This is a genomic window from Escherichia sp. MOD1-EC6300 (genome assembly GCF_002965045.1).
GTDB classification, from domain to species: domain Bacteria; phylum Pseudomonadota; class Gammaproteobacteria; order Enterobacterales; family Enterobacteriaceae; genus Escherichia; species Escherichia coli_F.
In genome coordinates this window covers 251,121-270,635 of the sequence record NZ_PTRH01000004.1, presented here as the reverse complement: position 1 = coordinate 270,635, position 19,515 = coordinate 251,121, and the positions used below count along the sequence as shown (strand labels likewise).

Below are 19,515 nucleotides of genomic sequence, written 5' to 3'. Positions count from 1 at the left end.
TGACCAAAAGCAATATGCGTCACACTTTTCTGGTGACAACGTCACAAAATAGCGGTCGTCAATCGTGACGAACAGCACAAACGCCCTTTCTCATCGAAGATTTCAATCTGCCAGACCTGGTGACGCGAACCGAGATGCAACGGTTTGCATACGCCGCGCACCCGCCCTTCTCGTGCCGAGCGAACATGATTAGCATTGATTTCCAGACCAACCACTTTTTGCTCACCTTCGGTACATAAATAACCGGCAACGGAACCGATACTTTCGGCCAGTACCACGGATGCCCCTCCATGCAGCAACCCGAAAGGCTGCTTTGTCCGCGAGTCTACTGGCATTGTCGCTTCAAGGGTGTCATCACCAATATGTTCAAAGCGAATATCCAGCAACCCCACCATATTTCCTTCACCCATTGCATTCAGTGCTTCCAGGGTGATTTTTCGTTTCCATATCATTTAATAATCTCCAGTAAAGCCTGCACAGGATGGCGTACCCCCGTGCCTTCAACCCGTTTTACCTGGCTGCGACAGGAATATCCGGTCGCCAGACAGCGGTTACGCGGCAGTCGCTGCATCGCCTGATGCCAGGATAACTCATAGATCCCGAGCGAGTTTTTATGATTTTTCGCTTCATGTCCGTAAGTCCCTGCCATGCCGCAGCAACCCACGCTGACATTTTCCAGTTTCGCGCCAAAACGGGCAAATATTGCCGCCCATTGTGCTGGAGCGCCCGGCAAGGCGGTAACTTCGGTACAGTGACCAAAGAAATACCATGATTCACCGCTGACTGTAGCCACTGGCTGTGACTCAAGTATGCTTGCCAACCATTCATTCGCCAGTAAGACCTTAAACTCGCCACGCTCCTCGCCCAGAGCCAGTTTATATTCATCGCGATAACAAAGTACCAGCGCTGGATCGACGCCCACCATTGGCATTCCCAATTTCGCCATTCGGTTGAGAAAATCCGCCGTTTTTTTCGCCGTCTTCGCAAAACGATTAAGAAAGCCTTTGATATGCTGGGCTTTGCCATTCGGCGAAAATGGCAGTAACACGGGCTGGAAACCTAATTTTTCGACCAGACGGACAAAATCCGCCACCACTTGCGCATCGTAATAGCTGGTAAAGGGGTCCTGCACCACCAACACCGTGCGCGCTTTCTGCTCTGCATTGAGAACTTCAAGCTGTTCCAGCGTCATGTTTGCCGAGCGATGCCCCACCATTTGTTGTTGCAGCGAGGGAACCGACAGCAGTGGCAAATCAACCATGCCGATATGTTTTTCCGAGAGTTTGCGCACCAGCGGCTGGTTAATGAAGAAGTTAAAAGTCTTCGGTGCACGTGCCATCAGCGGTGCGTAGCTCTCGACCGTGGCGACGAGGTAGTCGCGCAGAGGCCGTAAATAACGGGTGTGATAGAGTTGCAGAAAGCGAGAACGAAACTCAGGCACGTCAATTTTGATGGGGCACTGAGTCGAACACGCTTTACAGGCCAGGCAGCCCGACATCGCCTCTTTCACTTCGTGCGAGAAATCATATTCGCCTTTATTCGCATGCCAGCTATTACGCGTACGGGCAATTAACGTCCGCAGACTGACACCGGATTCAGGCAGTTCCTGTTCCAGTTTGAGTGGGTCAACGCCGCGATCTGCCAACAAACGCAGCCATTCACGCACCAGCGTTGCGCGCCCTTTCGGTGAATGAATCCGGTTCTGGGTAATCTTCATCGACGGGCACATCGGACTGCGGGCATCAAAGTTGAAGCATAAACCGTTGCCGTTACACTCCATTGCACCGCGCCACTGCTGGCGTACCGCGATGGGGATCTGTCGATCATATGTGCCACGCTTCACCGCGTCCACTTTCATCATCGGCGCATCGAGACCTTCTGGCGGGCAAATCTTCCCTGGGTTGAGTCGGTTATGCGGGTCAAATGCCGCTTTCACTTTGCGCAGTTCTGCAAAAAGTTCCTCACCGAAAAACGCCGGGCTGTATTCAGCGCGAAAACCTTTGCCGTGCTCGCCCCACAACAAACCACCGTATTTCGCAGTCAGCGCCACCACGTCATCAGAGATTTGCTTCATCAAAATCTCTTGTTGTGGATCGCACATATCCAGTGCCGGACGGACGTGCAAGACACCTGCGTCGACGTGACCGAACATACCGTAGCTTAAGCCGTGGCTGTCGAGCAGCGCGCGAAATTCAGCAATATAATCGGCCAGATGTTCCGGCGGTACGCAGGTATCCTCAGCAAACGGAATTGGCTTAGCGGCACCTTTGGCATTGCCAAGCAGACCAACGGCTTTTTTGCGCATCGCATAGATACGTTCAACACCCGCCAGTTCGCGGCACACCTGCCAGCCAATCACACCTGCCTGTTGGCTGGCAATCAGTTCATCCAACCGCGCACAGAGTGCATTTACCCGCTCATCAATCAGCGTCTCATCATCACCAGCAAATTCCACAATGTTCAGCCCGAGCATTTCTTTGTCAGGCACATCGGTAATCAACTCGCTGACGGAATGCCAGACAATATCTTCCCGCGCCAGATTCAGCACTTTTGAGTCCACCGTCTCTACCGAAAGCGCCCGCGCCTCAACCATAAACGGCGCGTTACGCAGCGCGGAGTCAAAAGAGTCATATTTGACGTTCACCAGACGGCGCACTTTAGGCAAGGGCGTAATATCCAGCCGCGCTTCGGTAATAAAGGCCAGCGTCCCTTCTGAACCCGTCAGAATGCGCGTCAGGTCGAACTCGGTCATCTCATCGTTAAAGACATGACGCAGATCGTAACCGGTAAGAAAGCGGTTAAGTTTGGGGAAGTTGTCGATGATTAACTGGCGTTGCTGACGGCAACGTTGATAAACCGTGTTATAAATTCGCCCGATTGCGGTATTGGTTTTACCCAGCGTTTCCGCCAGTTCGACGGGTAAAGGCTGCGTATCGAGAATATCGCCCCCCAACAACACCGCGCGTACGCCAAGTACGTGATCTGACGTTTTGCCATAGACCAGCGATCCCTGACCGGATGCATCGGTATTGATCATCCCACCGAGCGTTGCCCGGTTGCTGGTCGAAAGTTCCGGCGCAAAAAAGTAGCCGAACGGTTTCAGGTACTGATTGAGTTGATCTTTTATCACCCCGGCCTCAACGCGCACCCAGCCCTCTTCAGGGTTAATTTCGATGATGCGGTTCATATGGCGGGACATATCAACAATAATCCCCTGGTTGAGCGCCTGACCGTTAGTGCCGGTGCCGCCGCCGCGGGGGGTAAAGATCAGCGATGAATAGCGTTCCTGCGCGGCAAGACGGGCGATCAGCGCCACATCTGCGGTTGAACGCGGAAATACCACCGCATCGGGGAGAAGTTGGTAAATACTGTTGTCGGTCGACATTGTCAGACGATCGGCATAACTTGTCGCCGTATCGCCGGTAAAACCCTGTTGCTCCAGCTCTTGCAAAAAATTAAGCACCAGTTGAACGACGCCGGGTGCCTGGGAAATCTGTGGAATCATTATATTGACCCTTTCCTGCGGTCTGTGATGTAGGTCGATACACTATTCTTTCAGGCGGCTGCAATAGCGCACTGAAAGGTGATGTTTGTTTACTCTATGGATTTCGAGTTGCAGGAAGGCGGCAAGCGAGTGAACTCCTGGAGCTTACAAAAGTAAGTGACTGGGATGAACGAACGTAGCCGCAGCACATGCAATTTGAAATACGACGAGTAAATCGTTTGCGTGTTGCCTGAGTTGTTGTACCACATTTTTTTCTAACACGCCCATCAGAATTAAGGGCAGAATCGGCCTGTTAAAAACCGCTGAAATTGCTCATCATTATGCAGGTGAGTTTCGCGTGTTCACGTCGCGTCGACGATTTGACGCACAAAAAAGGTGAAAAGTAGTTATGGTAAATGTTCGTCAGCCCAGGGATGTCGCACAAATTCTGCTTTCGGTGCTGTTTTTAGCCATCATGATTGTGGCATGTCTGTGGATTGTTCAACCCTTTATTCTCGGCTTTGCATGGGCCGGTACGGTGGTTATCGCCACCTGGCCGGTATTGTTACGTTTGCAAAAGATCATGTTTGGCCGCCGCTCTCTCGCCGTTCTGGTGATGACGCTGTTATTAGTGATGGTGTTTATCATCCCTATTGCCTTGTTGGTTAACAGTATTGTCGATGGCAGCGGTCCGCTAATTAAAGCTATTTCCAGCGGTGACATGACGTTACCCGATCTGGCATGGCTTAATACCATACCGGTGATTGGCACGAAGCTGTATGCAGGCTGGCACAACTTGCTGGATATGGGAGGCACGGCGATCATGGCCAAAGTCCGTCCTTATATTGGCACCACCACCACCTGGTTCGTTGGGCAGGCGGCGCATATCGGGCGCTTTATGGTGCATTGTGCGCTGATGCTTCTCTTCAGCGCCCTGCTGTACTGGCGCGGTGAACAAGTGGCGCAAGGCATTCGCCATTTTGCTACCCGTCTGGCAGGCGTTCGTGGAGATGCCGCCGTGCTGCTGGCGGCACAAGCTATCCGCGCAGTGGCGCTGGGTGTTGTGGTGACAGCGTTAGTACAGGCAGTGCTTGGCGGTATCGGCCTCGCGGTATCCGGCGTACCTTATGCAACTTTGCTCACGGTGTTAATGATCCTCTCCTGCCTTGTCCAACTTGGCCCGCTGCCGGTGCTGATTCCGGCGATCATCTGGCTTTACTGGACCGGCGATACCACCTGGGGAACGGTATTACTGGTATGGAGCGGTGTGGTTGGCACGCTGGATAACGTCATCCGCCCAATGTTAATTCGCATGGGTGCCGATTTACCGCTGATCCTAATCCTCTCTGGTGTTATTGGTGGTTTGATTGCTTTCGGGATGATCGGTCTGTTTATTGGTCCGGTTCTGTTAGCCGTTTCCTGGCGTCTTTTTGCCGCGTGGGTGGAAGAAGTCCCACCGCCGACTGACCAACCGGAAGAAGTTCTCGAAGAACTTGGCGAAATCGAGAAACCGAATAAGTAATTTCTCATCAGGCGGTTCTGCCGCCTGATTGTTAACCACCGCTAATTGATATTTGCTTGCTCTTCACTATATTTTCCTGCTTACCGCCATTCAGCTGGTAGTACCTGTCGCAAATTCTTTACAGTTTTTAAACTAATGAGACGAATCTGATCGACGCAAAAAGTCCGTATGCCTACTATTAGCTCACGGTTATAAATCAACATATTGATTTATAAGCATGGAAATCCCCTGAGTGAAACAACGAATTGCTGTGTGTAGTCTTTGCCCATCTCCCACGATGGGCTTTTTTTTAACATTTTTCTTCTTCGCTACCTCGCCCCCTCACTCTTTCCAATAATGTTGCACAAGATACTGTGACTCTCTTCAAGCCGTCGGCAGGCTGATAATGTTATTTATATTTTATTGTTTATTTCATGCAGCCATTACACGATGAACGCTTATGAACTCCAGGCTCTTCGCCATATTTTTGCCATGACTATTGATGAATGCGCGACCTGGATTGCCCAGACCGCTGACAGTGAAAGCTGGCATCAGTGGGAAAATGGCAAATGCGCCATTCCTGATCGTGTGGTCGAGCAACTGTTGGCTATGCGACAGCAACGAAAAAAACATCTTCATGCCATCATAGAGAAAATAAATAACCGCATCGGCAACAACACCATGCGTTTTTTCCCTGACTTAACCGCGTTTCAACGTGTCTACCCTGATGGCAATTTTATTGACTGGAAGATCTATCAATCGGTAGCCGCTGAATTATATGCACACGATCTGGAGCGCCTTTGTTAATTTTCCAAAGAAAGGAATTGTCGTTGTTACAACAATAATGAACGGATGCTGACACAACATCGCTACACTTTTTAAAGCACCTTTGCTAAGTAGAACCTATGAAAAATCCCTATTTCCCTACCGCACTTGGGTTGTATTTTAATTACCTGGTGCATGGTATGGGCGTCATTTTGATGAGCCTGAATATGGCCTCGCTGGAGACGCTTTGGCAGACTAATGCCGCAGGCGTCTCAATAGTTATCTCATCGCTGGGTATTGGTCGATTAAGTGTCTTGCTTTTTGCAGGATTATTATCCGATCGCTTTGGTCGCCGCCCTTTTATCATGCTCGGGATGTGCTGCTATATGGCCTTCTTTTTTGGCATCCTGCACACCAATAACATCATTATCGCTTATGGTTTGGGCTTTCTGGCGGGAATGGCAAACAGTTTTCTCGATGCAGGCACCTATCCCAGTTTGATGGAAGCTTTTCCACGTTCACCGGGTACAGCTAATATTTTAATTAAAGCATTTGTTTCCAGCGGGCAATTTTTATTACCGCTAATCATCAGCCTGTTAGTGTGGGCTGAACTGTGGTTCGGCTGGTCCTTTATGATTGCCGCAGGCATTATGTTTATTAATGCTCTGTTTTTATACCGTTGTACGTTCCCACCCCATCCGGGTCGTCGCTTACCTGTCATAGAGAAAGCCACCAACTCTACGGAACATCGCTGTTCAATTATCGATTTAGCCAGTTATACCTTATATGGCTATATCTCAATGGCAACCTTTTATCTGGTTAGCCAGTGGCTGGCACAGTACGGACAATTTGTTGCAGGCATGTCATACACTATGTCGATCAAACTACTCAGTATCTACACCGTGGGTTCGCTGCTTTGTGTATTTATTACCGCTCCACTCATTCGTAATACCGTTCGCCCAACAACATTACTGATGCTGTACACCTTTATCTCATTTATTGCTCTGTTTACCGTCTGTCTGCATCCCACATTTTATGTGGTGATAATATTTGCTTTTGTCATTGGTTTTACCTCTGCTGGAGGTGTTGTGCAAATTGGCCTGACATTAATGGCTGAACGTTTCCCCTACGCTAAAGGTAAAGCTACAGGGATCTATTACAGTGCGGGCAGTATTGCGACCTTTACTATTCCGTTGATTACGGCTCATCTGTCCCAAAGAAGTATTGCCGATATTATGTGGTTCGATACCGCCATCGCTGCCATCGGCTTTTTACTGGCACTGTTTATCGGCTTACGCAGCCGCAAAGAAACGTGGCATCACTCGCTAAAGGAAAATGTCGCTCCGGGTGGGTAATGCAATATTCTTTTCAGGTCATGCAAGATCTTACGGATAAATAACTCTTTCTGCGCCAACTAAGGAAAATCGCGATCAAAAACAAACTATGACATGCAATATTCCTGGAAACATAAACTTTATGCCATGTACCCAGGGAAAATCATCTTCAGTATAGTAATTATGTAAACCGTCGGAGAACAATACGTACGGTAACGAAATTATCTTTCAGCAAGGAGCTGTGAAAATGTCTCAAAATAAGGCTTTCAGCACGCCATTTATCCTGGCTGTTCTTTGTATTTACTTCAGCTATTTCCTGCACGGCATTAGTGTTATTACGCTTGCCCAAAATATGTCATCTCTGGCAGAAAAGTTTTCCACTGACAACGCGGGCATTGCCTATTTAATTTCCGGTATCGGTTTGGGCCGATTGATCAGTATTTTATTCTTCGGTGTGATCTCCGATAAGTTTGGTCGTCGGGCGGTGATATTAATGGCAGTAATAATGTATCTGCTATTCTTCTTTGGTATTCCCGCTTGCCCGAATTTAACTCTCGCCTACTGTCTGGCAGTGTGCGTAGGTATCGCTAACTCAGCGCTGGATACGGGGGGCTATCCTGCGCTCATGGAATGCTTTCCGAAAGCCTCTGGTTCGGCGGTCATACTGGTTAAAGCGATGGTGTCATTCGGGCAAATGTTCTACCCAATGCTGGTGAGCTATATGTTGCTCAATAATATCTGGTACGGCTATGGGCTGATTATTCCGGGTATTCTGTTTGTACTGATCACGCTGATGCTGTTAAAAAGCAAATTCCCCAGCCAGTTGGTGGACGCCAGCGTAGCTAATGAATTACCGCAAATGAACAGCAAACCGTTAGTCTGGCTGGAAGGTGTGTCATCGGTACTGTTCGGTGTAGCCGCATTCTCGACCTTTTATGTGATTGTGGTGTGGATGCCCAAATATGCGATGGCTTTTGCTGGTATGTCAGAAGCTGAGGCATTAAAAACCATCTCTTATTACAGTATGGGTTCGCTGGTCTGTGTCTTTATTTTTGCCGCACTGCTGAAAAAAATGGTCCGGCCCATCTGGGCTAATGTATTTAACTCTGCACTGGCAACAATAACAGCTGCCATTATCTACCTGTACCCTTCTCCACTGGTGTGTAATGCCGGAGCCTTTGTTATCGGTTTCTCAGCGGCTGGCGGCATTTTACAGCTCGGCGTTTCGGTCATGTCAGAGTTTTTTCCCAAAAGCAAAGCCAAAGTCACCAGTATTTATATGATGATGGGTGGACTGGCTAACTTTGTTATTCCGCTGATTACCGGTTATCTGTCGAACATTGGCCTGCAATATATCATTGTTCTCGATTTTACTTTCGCGCTGCTGGCCCTGATTACCGCAATTATTGTTTTTATCCGCTATTACCGCGTTTTTATTATTCCTGAGAATGATGTGCGGTTTGGCGAGCGTAAATTTAGCACCCGGTTAAACACAATTAAGCATAGAGGTTAAAGGAGTTAATTATGGATGTTACCGCAAAATACGAATTGATTGGGTTGATGGCCTATCCTATCCGCCACAGTTTATCGCCTGAAATGCAGAATAAAGCCTTAGAAAAAGCGGGATTGCCATTTACCTATATGGCCTTTGAAGTGGATAACGATAGTTTTCCCGCAGCAATTGAAGGATTAAAAGCCCTCAAAATGCGCGGAACTGGTGTATCAATGCCGAACAAACAACTGGCGTGTGAATATGTTGATGAATTAACACCAGCGGCCAAACTGGTGGGTGCCATCAACACCATCGTTAATGATGATGGCTATCTGCGTGGCTATAACACCGACGGCACGGGCCATATTCGCGCCATTAAAGAGAGCGGTTTTGATATCAAAGGCAAAACAATGGTGCTGTTAGGGGCCGGAGGTGCCTCAACGGCGATTGGCGCGCAGGGGGCAATTGAAGGTTTAAAAGAAATAAAACTCTTTAACCGTCGGGATGAGTTCTTCGATAAAGCCCTCGCCTTCGCGCAGCGGGTTAACGAAAACACCGATTGCGTCGTGACAGTCACCGATCTCGCCGATCAGCAAGCCTTTGCTGAAGCCCTGGCTTCCGCCGACATTTTAACCAATGGCACAAAAGTGGGTATGAAACCCCTTGAGAATGAATCATTGGTTAATGATATCAGTCTGTTACATCCGGGACTTCTGGTCACTGAATGCGTGTATAACCCGCATATGACGAAGTTATTGCAGCAGGCGCAACAAGCTGGTTGCAAAACGATTGATGGATACGGCATGTTGTTGTGGCAAGGGGCTGAACAGTTCACGTTATGGACTGGCAAAGATTTCCCTCTGGAATATGTTAAACAGGTCATGGGGTTCGGTGCCTGACAGGCTGACCGCGTGCAGAAAGGGTAAAAAATGAAAACCGTAACTGTAAAAGATCTCGTCATTGGTACGGGCGCACCTAAAATCATCGTCTCGCTGATGGCGAAAGATATCGCCAGCGTGAAATCCGAAGCTCTCGCCTATCGTGAAGCGGACTTTGATATTCTGGAATGGCGTGTGGACCACTATGCCGACCTCTCCAATGTGGAGTCTGTCATGGCGGCAGCAAAAATTCTCCGTGAAACCATGCCAGAAAAACCACTGCTGTTTACCTTCCGCAGTGCCAAAGAAGGCGGCGAGCAGGCGATTTCCACCGAGGCTTATATTGCACTCAATCGTGCAGCCATCGATAGTGGCCTGGTTGATATGATCGATCTGGAGTTATTTACCGGCGATGATCAGGTTAAAGAAACCGTCGCCTACGCCCACGCGCATGATGTGAAAGTTGTCATGTCCAACCATGACTTCCATAAAACGCCGGAAGCCGAAGAAATCATTGCCCGTCTGCGCAAAATGCAGTCCTTCGATGCCGATATTCCTAAGATTGCGCTGATGCCGCAAAGTACCAGCGATGTGCTGACGTTGCTTAGTGCAACCCTGGAGATGCAGGAGCAGTATGCCGATCGCCCCATAATAACAATGTCGATGGCAAAAACTGGCGTAATTTCTCGTCTGGCTGGTGAAGTATTTGGGTCGGCGGCAACTTTTGGTGCGGTAAAAAAAGCCTCTGCGCCAGGGCAAATCTCGGTAAATGATTTGCGCACGGTATTAACTATTTTACATCAGGCATAAGCAATAATATTTCGGCGGGAATATCCTCCCCCGCCGAAATGAAAAAAAAGTATTTTTAACCGTATTTAATAAAAATATTTCGTGAGTCTCTGTGCGCTAATTCTCCATCTGGCGTAGGGAAAATCACATCTGAATCAGGAATTAACAATGAAACCTGTAAAACCACCTCGTATTAATGGACGAGTGCCGGTCCTGTCGGCACAGGAAGCGGTGAATTATATTCCCGACGAAGCAACACTTTGTGTGTTAGGCGCTGGCGGCGGTATTCTGGAAGCCACCACGTTAATTACTGCTCTTGCTGATAAATATAAACAGACTCAAACACCACGTAATTTATCGATTATTAGTCCAACAGGGCTTGGCGATCGCGCCGACCGTGGTATTAGTCCGCTGGCACAAGAAGGTCTGGTGAAATGGGCATTATGCGGTCACTGGGGACAATCGCCGCGTATTTCTGATCTCGCAGAACAAAATAAAATTATTGCTTATAACTATCCACAAGGTGTACTTACACAAACCTTACGCGCCGCCGCAGCCCACCAGCCTGGTATTATTAGTGATATTGGCATCGGAACATTTGTCGATCCACGCCAGCAAGGCGGCAAACTGAATGAAGTCACTAAAGAAGACCTGATTAAACTGGTCGAGTTTGATAACAAAGAATATCTCTATTACAAAGCGATTGCGCCGGATATCGCCTTCATTCGCGCTACCACCTGCGACAGTGAAGGCTACGCCACTTTTGAAGATGAGGTGATGTATCTCGACGCATTGGTTATTGCTCAGGCGGTGCACAATAACGGCGGTATTGTGATGATGCAGGTGCAGAAGATGGTTAAGAAAGCCACGCTGCATCCTAAATCTGTCCGTATTCCGGGTTATCTGGTGGATATTGTGGTAGTCGATCCGGATCAAACCCAACTGTATGGCGGTGCGCCGGTTAACCGCTTTATTTCTGGTGACTTCACCCTTGATGACAGCACCAAACTTAGCCTACCCCTAAACCAACGTAAATTAGTTGCGCGGCGCGCATTATTCGAAATGCGCAAAGGCGCGGTGGGGAATGTCGGCGTCGGTATTGCTGACGGCATTGGTCTGGTCGCCCGGGAAGAAGGTTGTGCTGATGACTTTATTCTGACGGTAGAAACAGGCCCAATTGGCGGTATTACTTCACAGGGGATCGCCTTTGGCGCGAACGTGAATACCCGTGCCATTCTGGATATGACGTCCCAGTTTGATTTTTATCACGGTGGCGGTCTGGATGTTTGTTATTTGAGTTTTGCTGAAGTCGACCAGCACGGTAACGTCGGCGTGCATAAATTCAATGGTAAAATCATGGGCACCGGTGGATTTATTGATATCAGTGCCACTTCGAAGAAAATCATTTTCTGCGGCACATTAACCGCGGGCAGTTTAAAAACAGAAATTGCCGACGGCAAATTAAATATCGTCCAGGAAGGACGGGTGAAGAAATTTATTCAGGAACTACCGGAAATTACTTTCAGCGGAAAAATCGCTCTCGAGCGAGGGCTGGATGTTCGTTATATCACTGAGCGCGCCGTATTCACTCTGAAAGAAGACGGACTGCATTTAATCGAAATCGCTCCTGGCGTCGATTTACAAAAAGATATTCTCGACAAAATGGATTTCACCCCAGTGATTTCGCCAGAACTCAAACTGATGGACGAAAGATTATTTATCGATGCGGCGATGGGTTTTGTCCTGCCTGAAGCGGCTCATTAACAGGAGTATAATGATGGATTTTTCTTTAACTGAAGAACAAGAACTGCTGCTGGCCAGTATTCGCGAGTTGATTACGACCAACTTCCCGGAAGAGTATTTCCGCACCTGCGATCAAAACGGGACATACCCGCGTGAGTTTATGCGGGCACTGGCGGATAACGGCATTTCTATGCTTGGCGTGCCGGAAGAATTTGGTGGCATCCCTGCGGATTACGTCACCCAGATGTTGGCGCTGATGGAAGTGTCAAAATGCGGTGCTCCGGCATTTTTGATTACCAACGGTCAATGTATTCACAGCATGCGCCGTTTCGGTTCTGCTGAGCAGCTACGTAAAACGGCAGAGAGCACCCTGGAAACGGGTGATCCCGCCTATGCCCTGGCATTGACGGAACCAGGCGCAGGCTCAGACAATAACAGTGCCACTACCACTTACACGCGTAAAAATGGCAAGGTTTACATCAACGGCCAGAAAACCTTTATTACCGGCGCGAAAGAGTACCCATATATGCTGGTGCTGGCGCGCGATCCAGAACCGAAAGATCCCAAAAAAGCCTTCACCCTGTGGTGGGTCGACTCCAGTAAGCCCGGCATTAAGATTAACCCGCTGCATAAAATCGGCTGGCATATGCTCAGCACCTGCGAAGTCTATCTCGACAACGTGGAAGTTGAAGAGAGCGACATGGTGGGCGAAGAAGGAATGGGTTTCCTCAATGTGATGTACAACTTTGAGATGGAACGCCTGATCAACGCCGCGCGCAGCACCGGCTTTGCCGAGTGTGCCTTTGAAGATGCCGCCCGCTATGCCAACCAGCGTATCGCTTTTGGTAAGCCCATTGGTCATAACCAGATGATCCAGGAAAAACTGGCGCTGATGGCGATTAAGATCGACAACATGCGCAACATGGTGTTGAAAGTGGCATGGCAAGCCGATCAGCATCAGTCACTGCGCACCAGCGCGGCGCTGGCAAAACTGTACTGCGCACGTACCGCAATGGAAGTCATTGATGATGCGATTCAAATCATGGGCGGTCTGGGCTATACCGATGAGGCGCGCGTCTCCCGCTTCTGGCGTGATGTCCGTTGTGAACGTATCGGCGGCGGTACAGACGAAATTATGATTTACGTAGCAGGTCGGCAGATCCTGAAAGATTATCAGAACAAATAATCTGCAGGCGGCGCAGCTTCTTAACAAACTGCGCCGCCAGATTTATCCGGCAAGACTTACTGGTTGAGGAAATTCAGATAGGATTTCTTGTTCCGCAAAACAGTTTTTAAATTGCCTGCGGTAATCGCTGGGCGAACAGCCGACATGGCGCAAAAACAGTTTGGCAAAGTGATCGACATTTTCATAACCCACACGCCAGGAGATCTCTGCCTGTGATAATTCAGTATTGGTGAGTGACCATTTCGCTTCCGTCATACGCCGTTGAATAACATAGTTAATAGGGGAAATACGATACTCTTTGGTAAATTCATGGCAAATATAACTGACGCTGGCACGAAATTTTTTCGATAACTGCTCTAAAGTGATTTTTTCGCGATAATTATTATTCAGATAGAAAAGAATATCTTTTATCAGAACATCTTTTTTAATATATCCCTGCTCCGAACGATAAGCATTTTTAAAGTTTTCGTAGTAAAGAATTGCTAACGTATAGGCAAATGCGTCCCATAACGAAGATGTTTGGCTATTTTTACTTTGCGGCAAAATCACACTTAGCTCATTAAATAAGGTTTTAATGACTTCTTTTCCCTGCCCTGCGGCAATTACCGGGCAAGAATGCGGTTGCAGTAGCTGATTTTCCTCAGCCCCCTGAAACTGAAAGCCGTACAGCGCACAGGTACACGTCGTTGCCGGATCGTTAACGTCAGAGGCCACCGCATGCAGCCTGCCACGTTCTATCACCACAATGTCATCGGCATGCGCGACATATAACGAAGAATCGATGGTAAACCTTGCTATCCCTTTCTTGACGTAAATCAGCTCGGTTTCATTGTCATGAACGTGATGTCCAGACTCCCATTTTGGATCATCGCTAAATGCGAAACGTGAAAGCCGTGGCGTTTTACCGGCGACAAACAGCGTTTCACTGGCATTATCAAAACAGCGTTGATACATGACAACCTCCCTATTCCATGAGCAAGCAAAAACAATATATGCCGGATAAAATACGGCGTGTATTGCGGTTATACAACCGCGTTTAGCGAGAGCTAAACAAGATTATTTACACTGAATGCAAGATTGTACGGTCATGGAATAACAACATTGCCGCAAATTGCACTTTTGTTTTAGCGATCGCATTTTTTTTGCAAGATTGTTGGCAAGGAAAACAGCTTGCTCCGTCGAAAACCCCGCACCGCTATCGCACACTATTTTCAGGCCATTTTTACCTTCCATCGGAGATGGTTCCGTATGCGACTCACAGGAGAAATCATGAAAATAATAACCTGCTTTAAGCTGGTGCCTGAAGAACAGGACATTGTTGTCACTCCAGAATACACCCTGAATTTCGACAATGCCGACGCCAAAATCAGCCAGTTCGATCTCAATGCCATTGAAGCTGCAAGCCAGATTGCAACAGATGACGATGAGATAGCCGCGCTGACCATTGGCGGCTCATTGTTGCAGAACTCGAAAGTGCGCAAAGACGTGCTATCCCGCGGGCCGCATAGTCTGTATTTGGTGCAGGATGCGCAACTTGAACATGCACTGCCTCTCGATACCGCAAAGGCGCTGGCGGCAGCAGTTGAAAAGATCGGCTTCGATTTACTGATCTTTGGTGAAGGTTCCGGCGACCTTTATGCCCAGCAGGTTGGCTTGCTGGTCGGAGAAATTCTGCAACTTCCGGTGATTAATGCAGTGAGTGCTATTCAGCGTCAGGGCAATACACTGGTGATTGAACGCACGCTTGAAGATGATGTTGAAGTTATTGAGCTCTCTGTTCCAGCCGTGCTCTGCGTCACCTCCGATATTAACATGCCACGCATTCCTTCGATGAAAGCCATTCTCGGCGCGGGTAAAAAACCGGTAAATCAGTGGCAGGCAAGTGATATTGGCTGGAGCCAGAGCACGCCACTTGCTGAACTGACCGGCATTCGCGTACCGCCGCAAACAGAACGTAAGCACATCATTCTCGATAACGATTCGCCGGAGGCCATTGCCGAGCTGGTGGAACATCTGAAGAAAGCCCTGAACTGAAGCCTACGGAGAAGAAACGATGAGTCAATTAAACAGCGTCTGGGTCTTTAGCGATAATCCTGAACGTTATGCTGAACTGTTTGGCGGCGCGCAGCAATGGGGCCAACAGGTGTATGCCATTGTACAAAATACCGACCAGGCGCAGGCAGTTATGCCTTATGGTCCAAAATGTATTTATGTTCTTGAGCAAAATGATGCGCTGCAACGTACTGAAAATTACGCCGAAAGCATTGCTGCCCTGCTGAAAGATAAACACCCTTCTATGTTGCTGCTGGCCGCGACGAAACGTGGTAAAGCTCTTGCAGCACGGTTAAGTGTGCAACTGAATGCGGCGCTGGTGAACGATGCCACGGCGGTGGATATTGTCGATGGTCACATTTGCGCCGAACACCGGATGTATGGCGGGTTAGCGTTCGCTCAGGAAAAGATCAACAGCCCGCTGGCGATCATTACCCTTGCACCCGGTGTTCAGGAACCGTGTACCAGTGATACCTCTCATCAGTGCCCGACAGAAACGGTACCTTATGTTGCCCCGCGTCATGAAATTCTCTGTCGCGAACGCCGTGCGAAAGCGGCAAGCAGCGTGGACCTGAGCAAAGCAAAACGTGTGGTTGGCGTCGGTCGTGGTCTGGCGGCGCAGGATGACCTGAAAATGGTCCACGAACTGGCGGCGGTTCTGAATGCTGAAGTCGGCTGTTCACGTCCAATTGCCGAAGGCGAGAACTGGATGGAGCGTGAACGTTATATCGGTGTCTCCGGCGTGTTGCTGAAATCCGATCTCTACCTGACGCTGGGGATCTCCGGGCAGATCCAGCATATGGTTGGCGGCAACGGTGCAAAAGTGATTGTCGCCATCAATAAAGATAAAAATGCGCCAATCTTCAACTATGCCGACTACGGTCTGGTGGGCGATATTTACAAAGTCGTCCCTGCCCTGATTAGCCAGTTGAGCCGCTAATTCCCCTTTCAACCACATCTCCCGCTGTAAATGCAGCGGGAAGGGAGCATAACGCATGTCGGATGACAAATTTGATGCCATTGTGGTCGGTGCGGGCGTTGCCGGTAGCGTTGCCGCACTGGTCATGGCGCGAGCCGGGCTGGATGTCCTGGTGATAGAACGCGGCGACAGTGCCGGATGTAAAAACATGACCGGCGGGCGTCTTTATGCCCACACACTTGAAGCGATTATTCCAGGCTTTGCAGCATCAGCGCCGGTAGAACGCAAGGTCACACGCGAGAAAATCTCCTTCTTAACCGAAGAGAGTGCCGTTACCCTCGATTTTCACCGCGAGCAACCAGATGTTCCGCAACACGCGTCTTATACCGTATTGCGTAATCGTCTGGACCCGTGGTTGATGGAACAAGCCGAACAGGCTGGCGCGCAGTTTATCCCGGGCGTTCGTGTCGATGCGCTGGTTCGTGAAGGAAATAAGGTCACTGGCGTTCAGGCCGGGGATGATGTTCTTGAAGCGAATGTGGTGATTCTGGCTGATGGCGTTAACTCGATGCTTGGCCGCTCGCTGGGAATGGTTCCCGCTTCCGATCCGCATCATTACGCTGTTGGTGTTAAAGAGGTTATTGGCCTGACACCAGAACAGATCAACGATCGCTTTAATGTTACGGGCGAGGAAGGTGCCGCCTGGCTGTTTGCCGGTTCCCCTTCTGACGGCCTGATGGGCGGCGGATTCCTCTATACCAACAAGGATTCCGTATCGTTGGGGCTGGTTTGTGGATTGGGTGATATCGCCCATGCGCAAAAAAGCGTGCCGCAAATGCTGGAAGATTTTAAACAACACCCCGCAATTCGCTCGCTGATTAGCGGCGGCAAACTGCTTGAATATTCCGCGCACATGGTGCCGGAAGGCGGTCTGGCGATGGTGCCGCAGCTGGTTAATGAGGGCGTGATGATCGTCGGTGATGCCGCAGGTTTCTGCCTCAATCTGGGCTTTACGGTTCGCGGAATGGATTTAGCCATCGCATCGGCCCAGGCTGCCGCCACAACAGTGATTGCCGCTAAAGAACGCGCGGATTTCTCCGCCAGCAGTCTGGCGCAATACAAACGTGAGCTGGAACAAAGTTGTGTTATGCGCGATATGCAGCATTTCCGCAAGATCCCGGCGCTGATGGAAAACCCGCGCCTGTTTAGCCAATACCCACGAATGGTCGCCGACATCATGAACGATATGTTCACCATTGACGGCAAACCAAACCAGCCGGTACGCAAAATGATCATGGGACACGCGAAGAAAATTGGTCTGATCAACTTGCTGAAAGATGGCATTAAAGGAGCAACCGCGCTATGAGCCAGAACGCTACGGTTAACGTCGACATCAAATTAGGCGTCAATAAATTCCATGTTGATGAGGGCCACCCGCATATCATTCTGGCGGCAAATCCCGACATCAATGAATTCCGTAAATTAATGAAAGCTTGCCCTGCCGGACTGTATAAGCAGGATGACGCAGGAAACATTCATTTTGATTCCGCCGGTTGTCTCGAATGCGGCACCTGTCGGGTGCTGTGCGGCAACACTATTCTCGAACAGTGGCAATATCCCGCAGGCACCTTCGGTATTGATTTTCGCTACGGCTAATCATGCATCCCACAGGCCCGCATCTCGGGCCTGATGTTCTGTTTCGAGAGTCCAAAATGAAAGTGACATTAACGTTCAACGAACAACGTCGTGCGGCGTATCGTCAGCAAGGGTTATGGGGCGATGCTTCACTGGCCGATTACTGGCAGCAGACCGCTCGTGCGATGCCAGACAAAATTGCCGTGGTCGACAATCATGGTGCAACGTACACCTATAGCGCACTCGATCACGCCGCGAGCTGTCTGGCAAACTGGATGTTAGCGAAGGGTATTGAATCAGGCGATCGCATCGCATTTCAACTGCCAGGCTGGTGTGAATTTACCGTTATCTATCTTGCCTGCCTGAAAACCGGTGCGGTTTCCGTGCCGCTGTTACCTTCCTGGCGGGAAGCAGAACTGGTGTGGGTGCTCAAAAAGTGTCAGGCAAAAATGTTCTTTGCACCGACGTTGTTTAAACAAACGCGTCCGGTAGATTTAATCCTGCCGCTGCAAAATCAGCTTCCACAACTACAACAAATTGTCGGCGTGGACAAACTGGCCCCCGCCACCTCGTCCCTCTCATTAAGTCAGATTCTCGCCGACAATACCCCACTGACTACGGCGATAACGACCCACGGCGATGAATTAGCCGCTGTGCTATTTACCTCCGGAACCGAGGGTCTGCCAAAGGGCGTGATGCTAACGCATAACAATATTCTCGCCAGTGAGCGGGCTTATTGCGCGCGGCTGAATCTGACCTGGCAGGATGTCTTTATGATGCCTGCGCCACTTGGTCACGCAACGGGCTTTCTGCATGGCGTAACAGCACCTTTTTTGATTGGTGCTCGCAGCGTGTTGTTAGATATTTTCACTCCTGATGCGTGTCTCGCGCTGCTTGAGCAGCAGCGTTGCACCTGTATGCTCGGCGCAACACCGTTTGTCTATGACCTTTTGAATTTACTGGAGAAACAGCCCGCAGACCTTTCTGCACTCCGCTTCTTTCTTTGCGGCGGCACCACGATCCCCAAAAAGGTGGCGCGTGAATGCCAACAACGCGGCATTAAATTATTAAGTGTTTATGGTTCCACAGAAAGTTCGCCGCATGCGGTGGTAAATCTCGACGATCCTTTGTCGCGCTTTATGAACACCGATGGTTACGCTGCCGCAGGCGTAGAGATTAAAGTGGTCGATGATGCACGCAAGACCTTACCGCCTGGTTGTGTAGGTGAAGAGGCTTCGCGTGGTCCCAATGTGTTTATGGGTTATTTTGATGAACCGGAATTAACCGCCCGTGCGCTGGATGAAGAAGGCTGGTATTACAGCGGCGATCTCTGCCGAATGGATGAAGCTGGCTATATAAAAATAACCGGGCGCAAGAAAGATATTATTGTCCGCGGCGGGGAAAATATTAGCAGTCGTGAAGTAGAAGATATTTTATTGCTGCATCCTAAAATTCACGATGCCTGTGTGGTTGCGATGCCCGATGAACGTTTAGGTGAACGTTCATGCGCTTATGTCGTGCTGAAAGCACCGCATCATTCATTATCGCTGGAAGATGTAGTGGCATTTTTTAGCCGTAAACGGGTCGCGAAATATAAATACCCTGAACATATCGTGGTAATCGAAAAACTACCGCGCACGGCCTCCGGTAAAATACAAAAATTTTTGTTACGTAAAGATATTCTTCAACGGCTGGAACAAACATGCGTTGAGGCATAAGTCATAAATAATAAAGCAC

The 19,515-nt window shown here is 49.3% G+C and carries 16 protein-coding genes and 1 other RNA gene; 14 read left to right on the top strand and 3 right to left on the bottom strand.

Annotated elements, in window-relative coordinates; translation table 11 throughout:
- Window positions 1-41: 41 nt before the first annotated feature.
- Window positions 42-452: a 1,4-dihydroxy-2-naphthoyl-CoA hydrolase gene (gene menI / locus BGE37_RS08665; protein ID WP_000637986.1), complete on the bottom strand. Its 411-nt coding sequence runs from the start codon at window positions 450-452 to the stop codon at window positions 42-44.
- Window positions 449-3,505: a D-2-hydroxyglutarate dehydrogenase YdiJ gene (ydiJ, locus tag BGE37_RS08660; RefSeq protein WP_105287943.1), complete on the bottom strand. Its 3,057-nt coding sequence runs from the start codon at window positions 3,503-3,505 to the stop codon at window positions 449-451. Before ydiJ ends, menI begins: the two co-directional genes overlap by 4 nt.
- Before the next feature lie 388 nt (window positions 3,506-3,893).
- Here ydiJ and ydiK point away from each other — a divergent pair, with 388 nt between their 5' ends.
- The 9 genes from ydiK (at window position 3,894) to BGE37_RS08610 (ending at window position 13,172) form a co-directional block, all read left to right on the top strand.
- Window positions 3,894-5,006, top strand: a complete 1,113-nt coding sequence (gene ydiK / locus BGE37_RS08650) for an AI-2E family transporter YdiK (RefSeq protein ID WP_000248647.1) — start codon at window positions 3,894-3,896, stop codon at window positions 5,004-5,006.
- A gap of 185 nt (window positions 5,007-5,191) precedes the next feature.
- Window positions 5,192-5,299: antisense sRNA RprA (gene rprA / locus BGE37_RS08645), an RNA gene on the top strand.
- Between the two features lie 136 nt (window positions 5,300-5,435).
- Complete coding sequence (locus BGE37_RS08640; RefSeq protein ID WP_088541852.1) at window positions 5,436-5,792, top strand: YdiL family protein; 357 nt, start codon at window positions 5,436-5,438, stop codon at window positions 5,790-5,792.
- Between the two features lie 98 nt (window positions 5,793-5,890).
- Window positions 5,891-7,105: an MFS transporter gene (locus BGE37_RS08635; RefSeq protein ID WP_000795527.1), complete on the top strand. Its 1,215-nt coding sequence runs from the start codon at window positions 5,891-5,893 to the stop codon at window positions 7,103-7,105.
- A gap of 226 nt (window positions 7,106-7,331) precedes the next feature.
- The gene (locus tag BGE37_RS08630) at window positions 7,332-8,597 is read left to right on the top strand and encodes an MFS transporter (protein ID WP_032184339.1); all 1,266 of its coding nucleotides are present in this window, start codon (window positions 7,332-7,334) and stop codon (window positions 8,595-8,597) included.
- 11 nt (window positions 8,598-8,608) lie between these two features.
- Complete coding sequence (ydiB, locus tag BGE37_RS08625; protein WP_000383457.1) at window positions 8,609-9,475, top strand: quinate/shikimate dehydrogenase; 867 nt, start codon at window positions 8,609-8,611, stop codon at window positions 9,473-9,475.
- 30 nt (window positions 9,476-9,505) lie between these two features.
- Window positions 9,506-10,264: a type I 3-dehydroquinate dehydratase gene (aroD, locus tag BGE37_RS08620; RefSeq protein WP_032303147.1), complete on the top strand. Its 759-nt coding sequence runs from the start codon at window positions 9,506-9,508 to the stop codon at window positions 10,262-10,264.
- A 147-nt stretch (window positions 10,265-10,411) separates the two neighbouring features.
- Complete coding sequence (locus BGE37_RS08615) at window positions 10,412-12,007, top strand: acyl CoA:acetate/3-ketoacid CoA transferase (RefSeq protein WP_000805655.1); 1,596 nt, start codon at window positions 10,412-10,414, stop codon at window positions 12,005-12,007.
- Between the two features lie 13 nt (window positions 12,008-12,020).
- Window positions 12,021-13,172, top strand: a complete 1,152-nt coding sequence (locus BGE37_RS08610; protein ID WP_000347836.1) for an acyl-CoA dehydrogenase — start codon at window positions 12,021-12,023, stop codon at window positions 13,170-13,172.
- Between the two features lie 42 nt (window positions 13,173-13,214).
- Here BGE37_RS08610 and BGE37_RS08605 read toward each other — a convergent pair whose 3' ends face one another.
- Window positions 13,215-14,126, bottom strand: coding sequence for an AraC family transcriptional regulator (locus tag BGE37_RS08605; protein ID WP_105287942.1), 912 nt, complete (start codon window positions 14,124-14,126; stop codon window positions 13,215-13,217).
- Window positions 14,127-14,441: 315 nt separating this feature from the next.
- On the opposite strand from BGE37_RS08605, the gene BGE37_RS08595 reads away from it, so the two are divergent.
- The 5 genes from BGE37_RS08595 to fadK are packed head-to-tail and all read left to right on the top strand — an operon-like array spanning window position 14,442 to window position 19,496.
- Window positions 14,442-15,206: an electron transfer flavoprotein gene (locus BGE37_RS08595; RefSeq protein WP_105287941.1), complete on the top strand. Its 765-nt coding sequence runs from the start codon at window positions 14,442-14,444 to the stop codon at window positions 15,204-15,206.
- 19 nt (window positions 15,207-15,225) lie between these two features.
- Window positions 15,226-16,164 carry an electron transfer flavoprotein subunit alpha gene (locus BGE37_RS08590; protein ID WP_000080714.1) on the top strand — a complete coding sequence of 313 codons (939 nt, stop codon included), beginning with the start codon at window positions 15,226-15,228 and terminating at the stop codon, window positions 16,162-16,164.
- Window positions 16,165-16,219: 55 nt separating this feature from the next.
- Window positions 16,220-17,509: an FAD-dependent oxidoreductase gene (locus BGE37_RS08585; protein WP_105287940.1), complete on the top strand. Its 1,290-nt coding sequence runs from the start codon at window positions 16,220-16,222 to the stop codon at window positions 17,507-17,509.
- A complete protein-coding gene (locus tag BGE37_RS08580) occupies window positions 17,506-17,799 on the top strand; it encodes a ferredoxin family protein (RefSeq protein WP_000081071.1) in 294 nt (97 codons plus the stop codon). The genes BGE37_RS08585 and BGE37_RS08580 overlap by 4 nt, the downstream gene beginning before the upstream one ends.
- 56 nt (window positions 17,800-17,855) lie before the next feature.
- Window positions 17,856-19,496: a medium-chain fatty-acid--CoA ligase gene (gene fadK / locus BGE37_RS08575; RefSeq protein WP_105287969.1), complete on the top strand. Its 1,641-nt coding sequence runs from the start codon at window positions 17,856-17,858 to the stop codon at window positions 19,494-19,496.
- The last annotated feature ends 19 nt before the right edge of the window (window positions 19,497-19,515 follow it).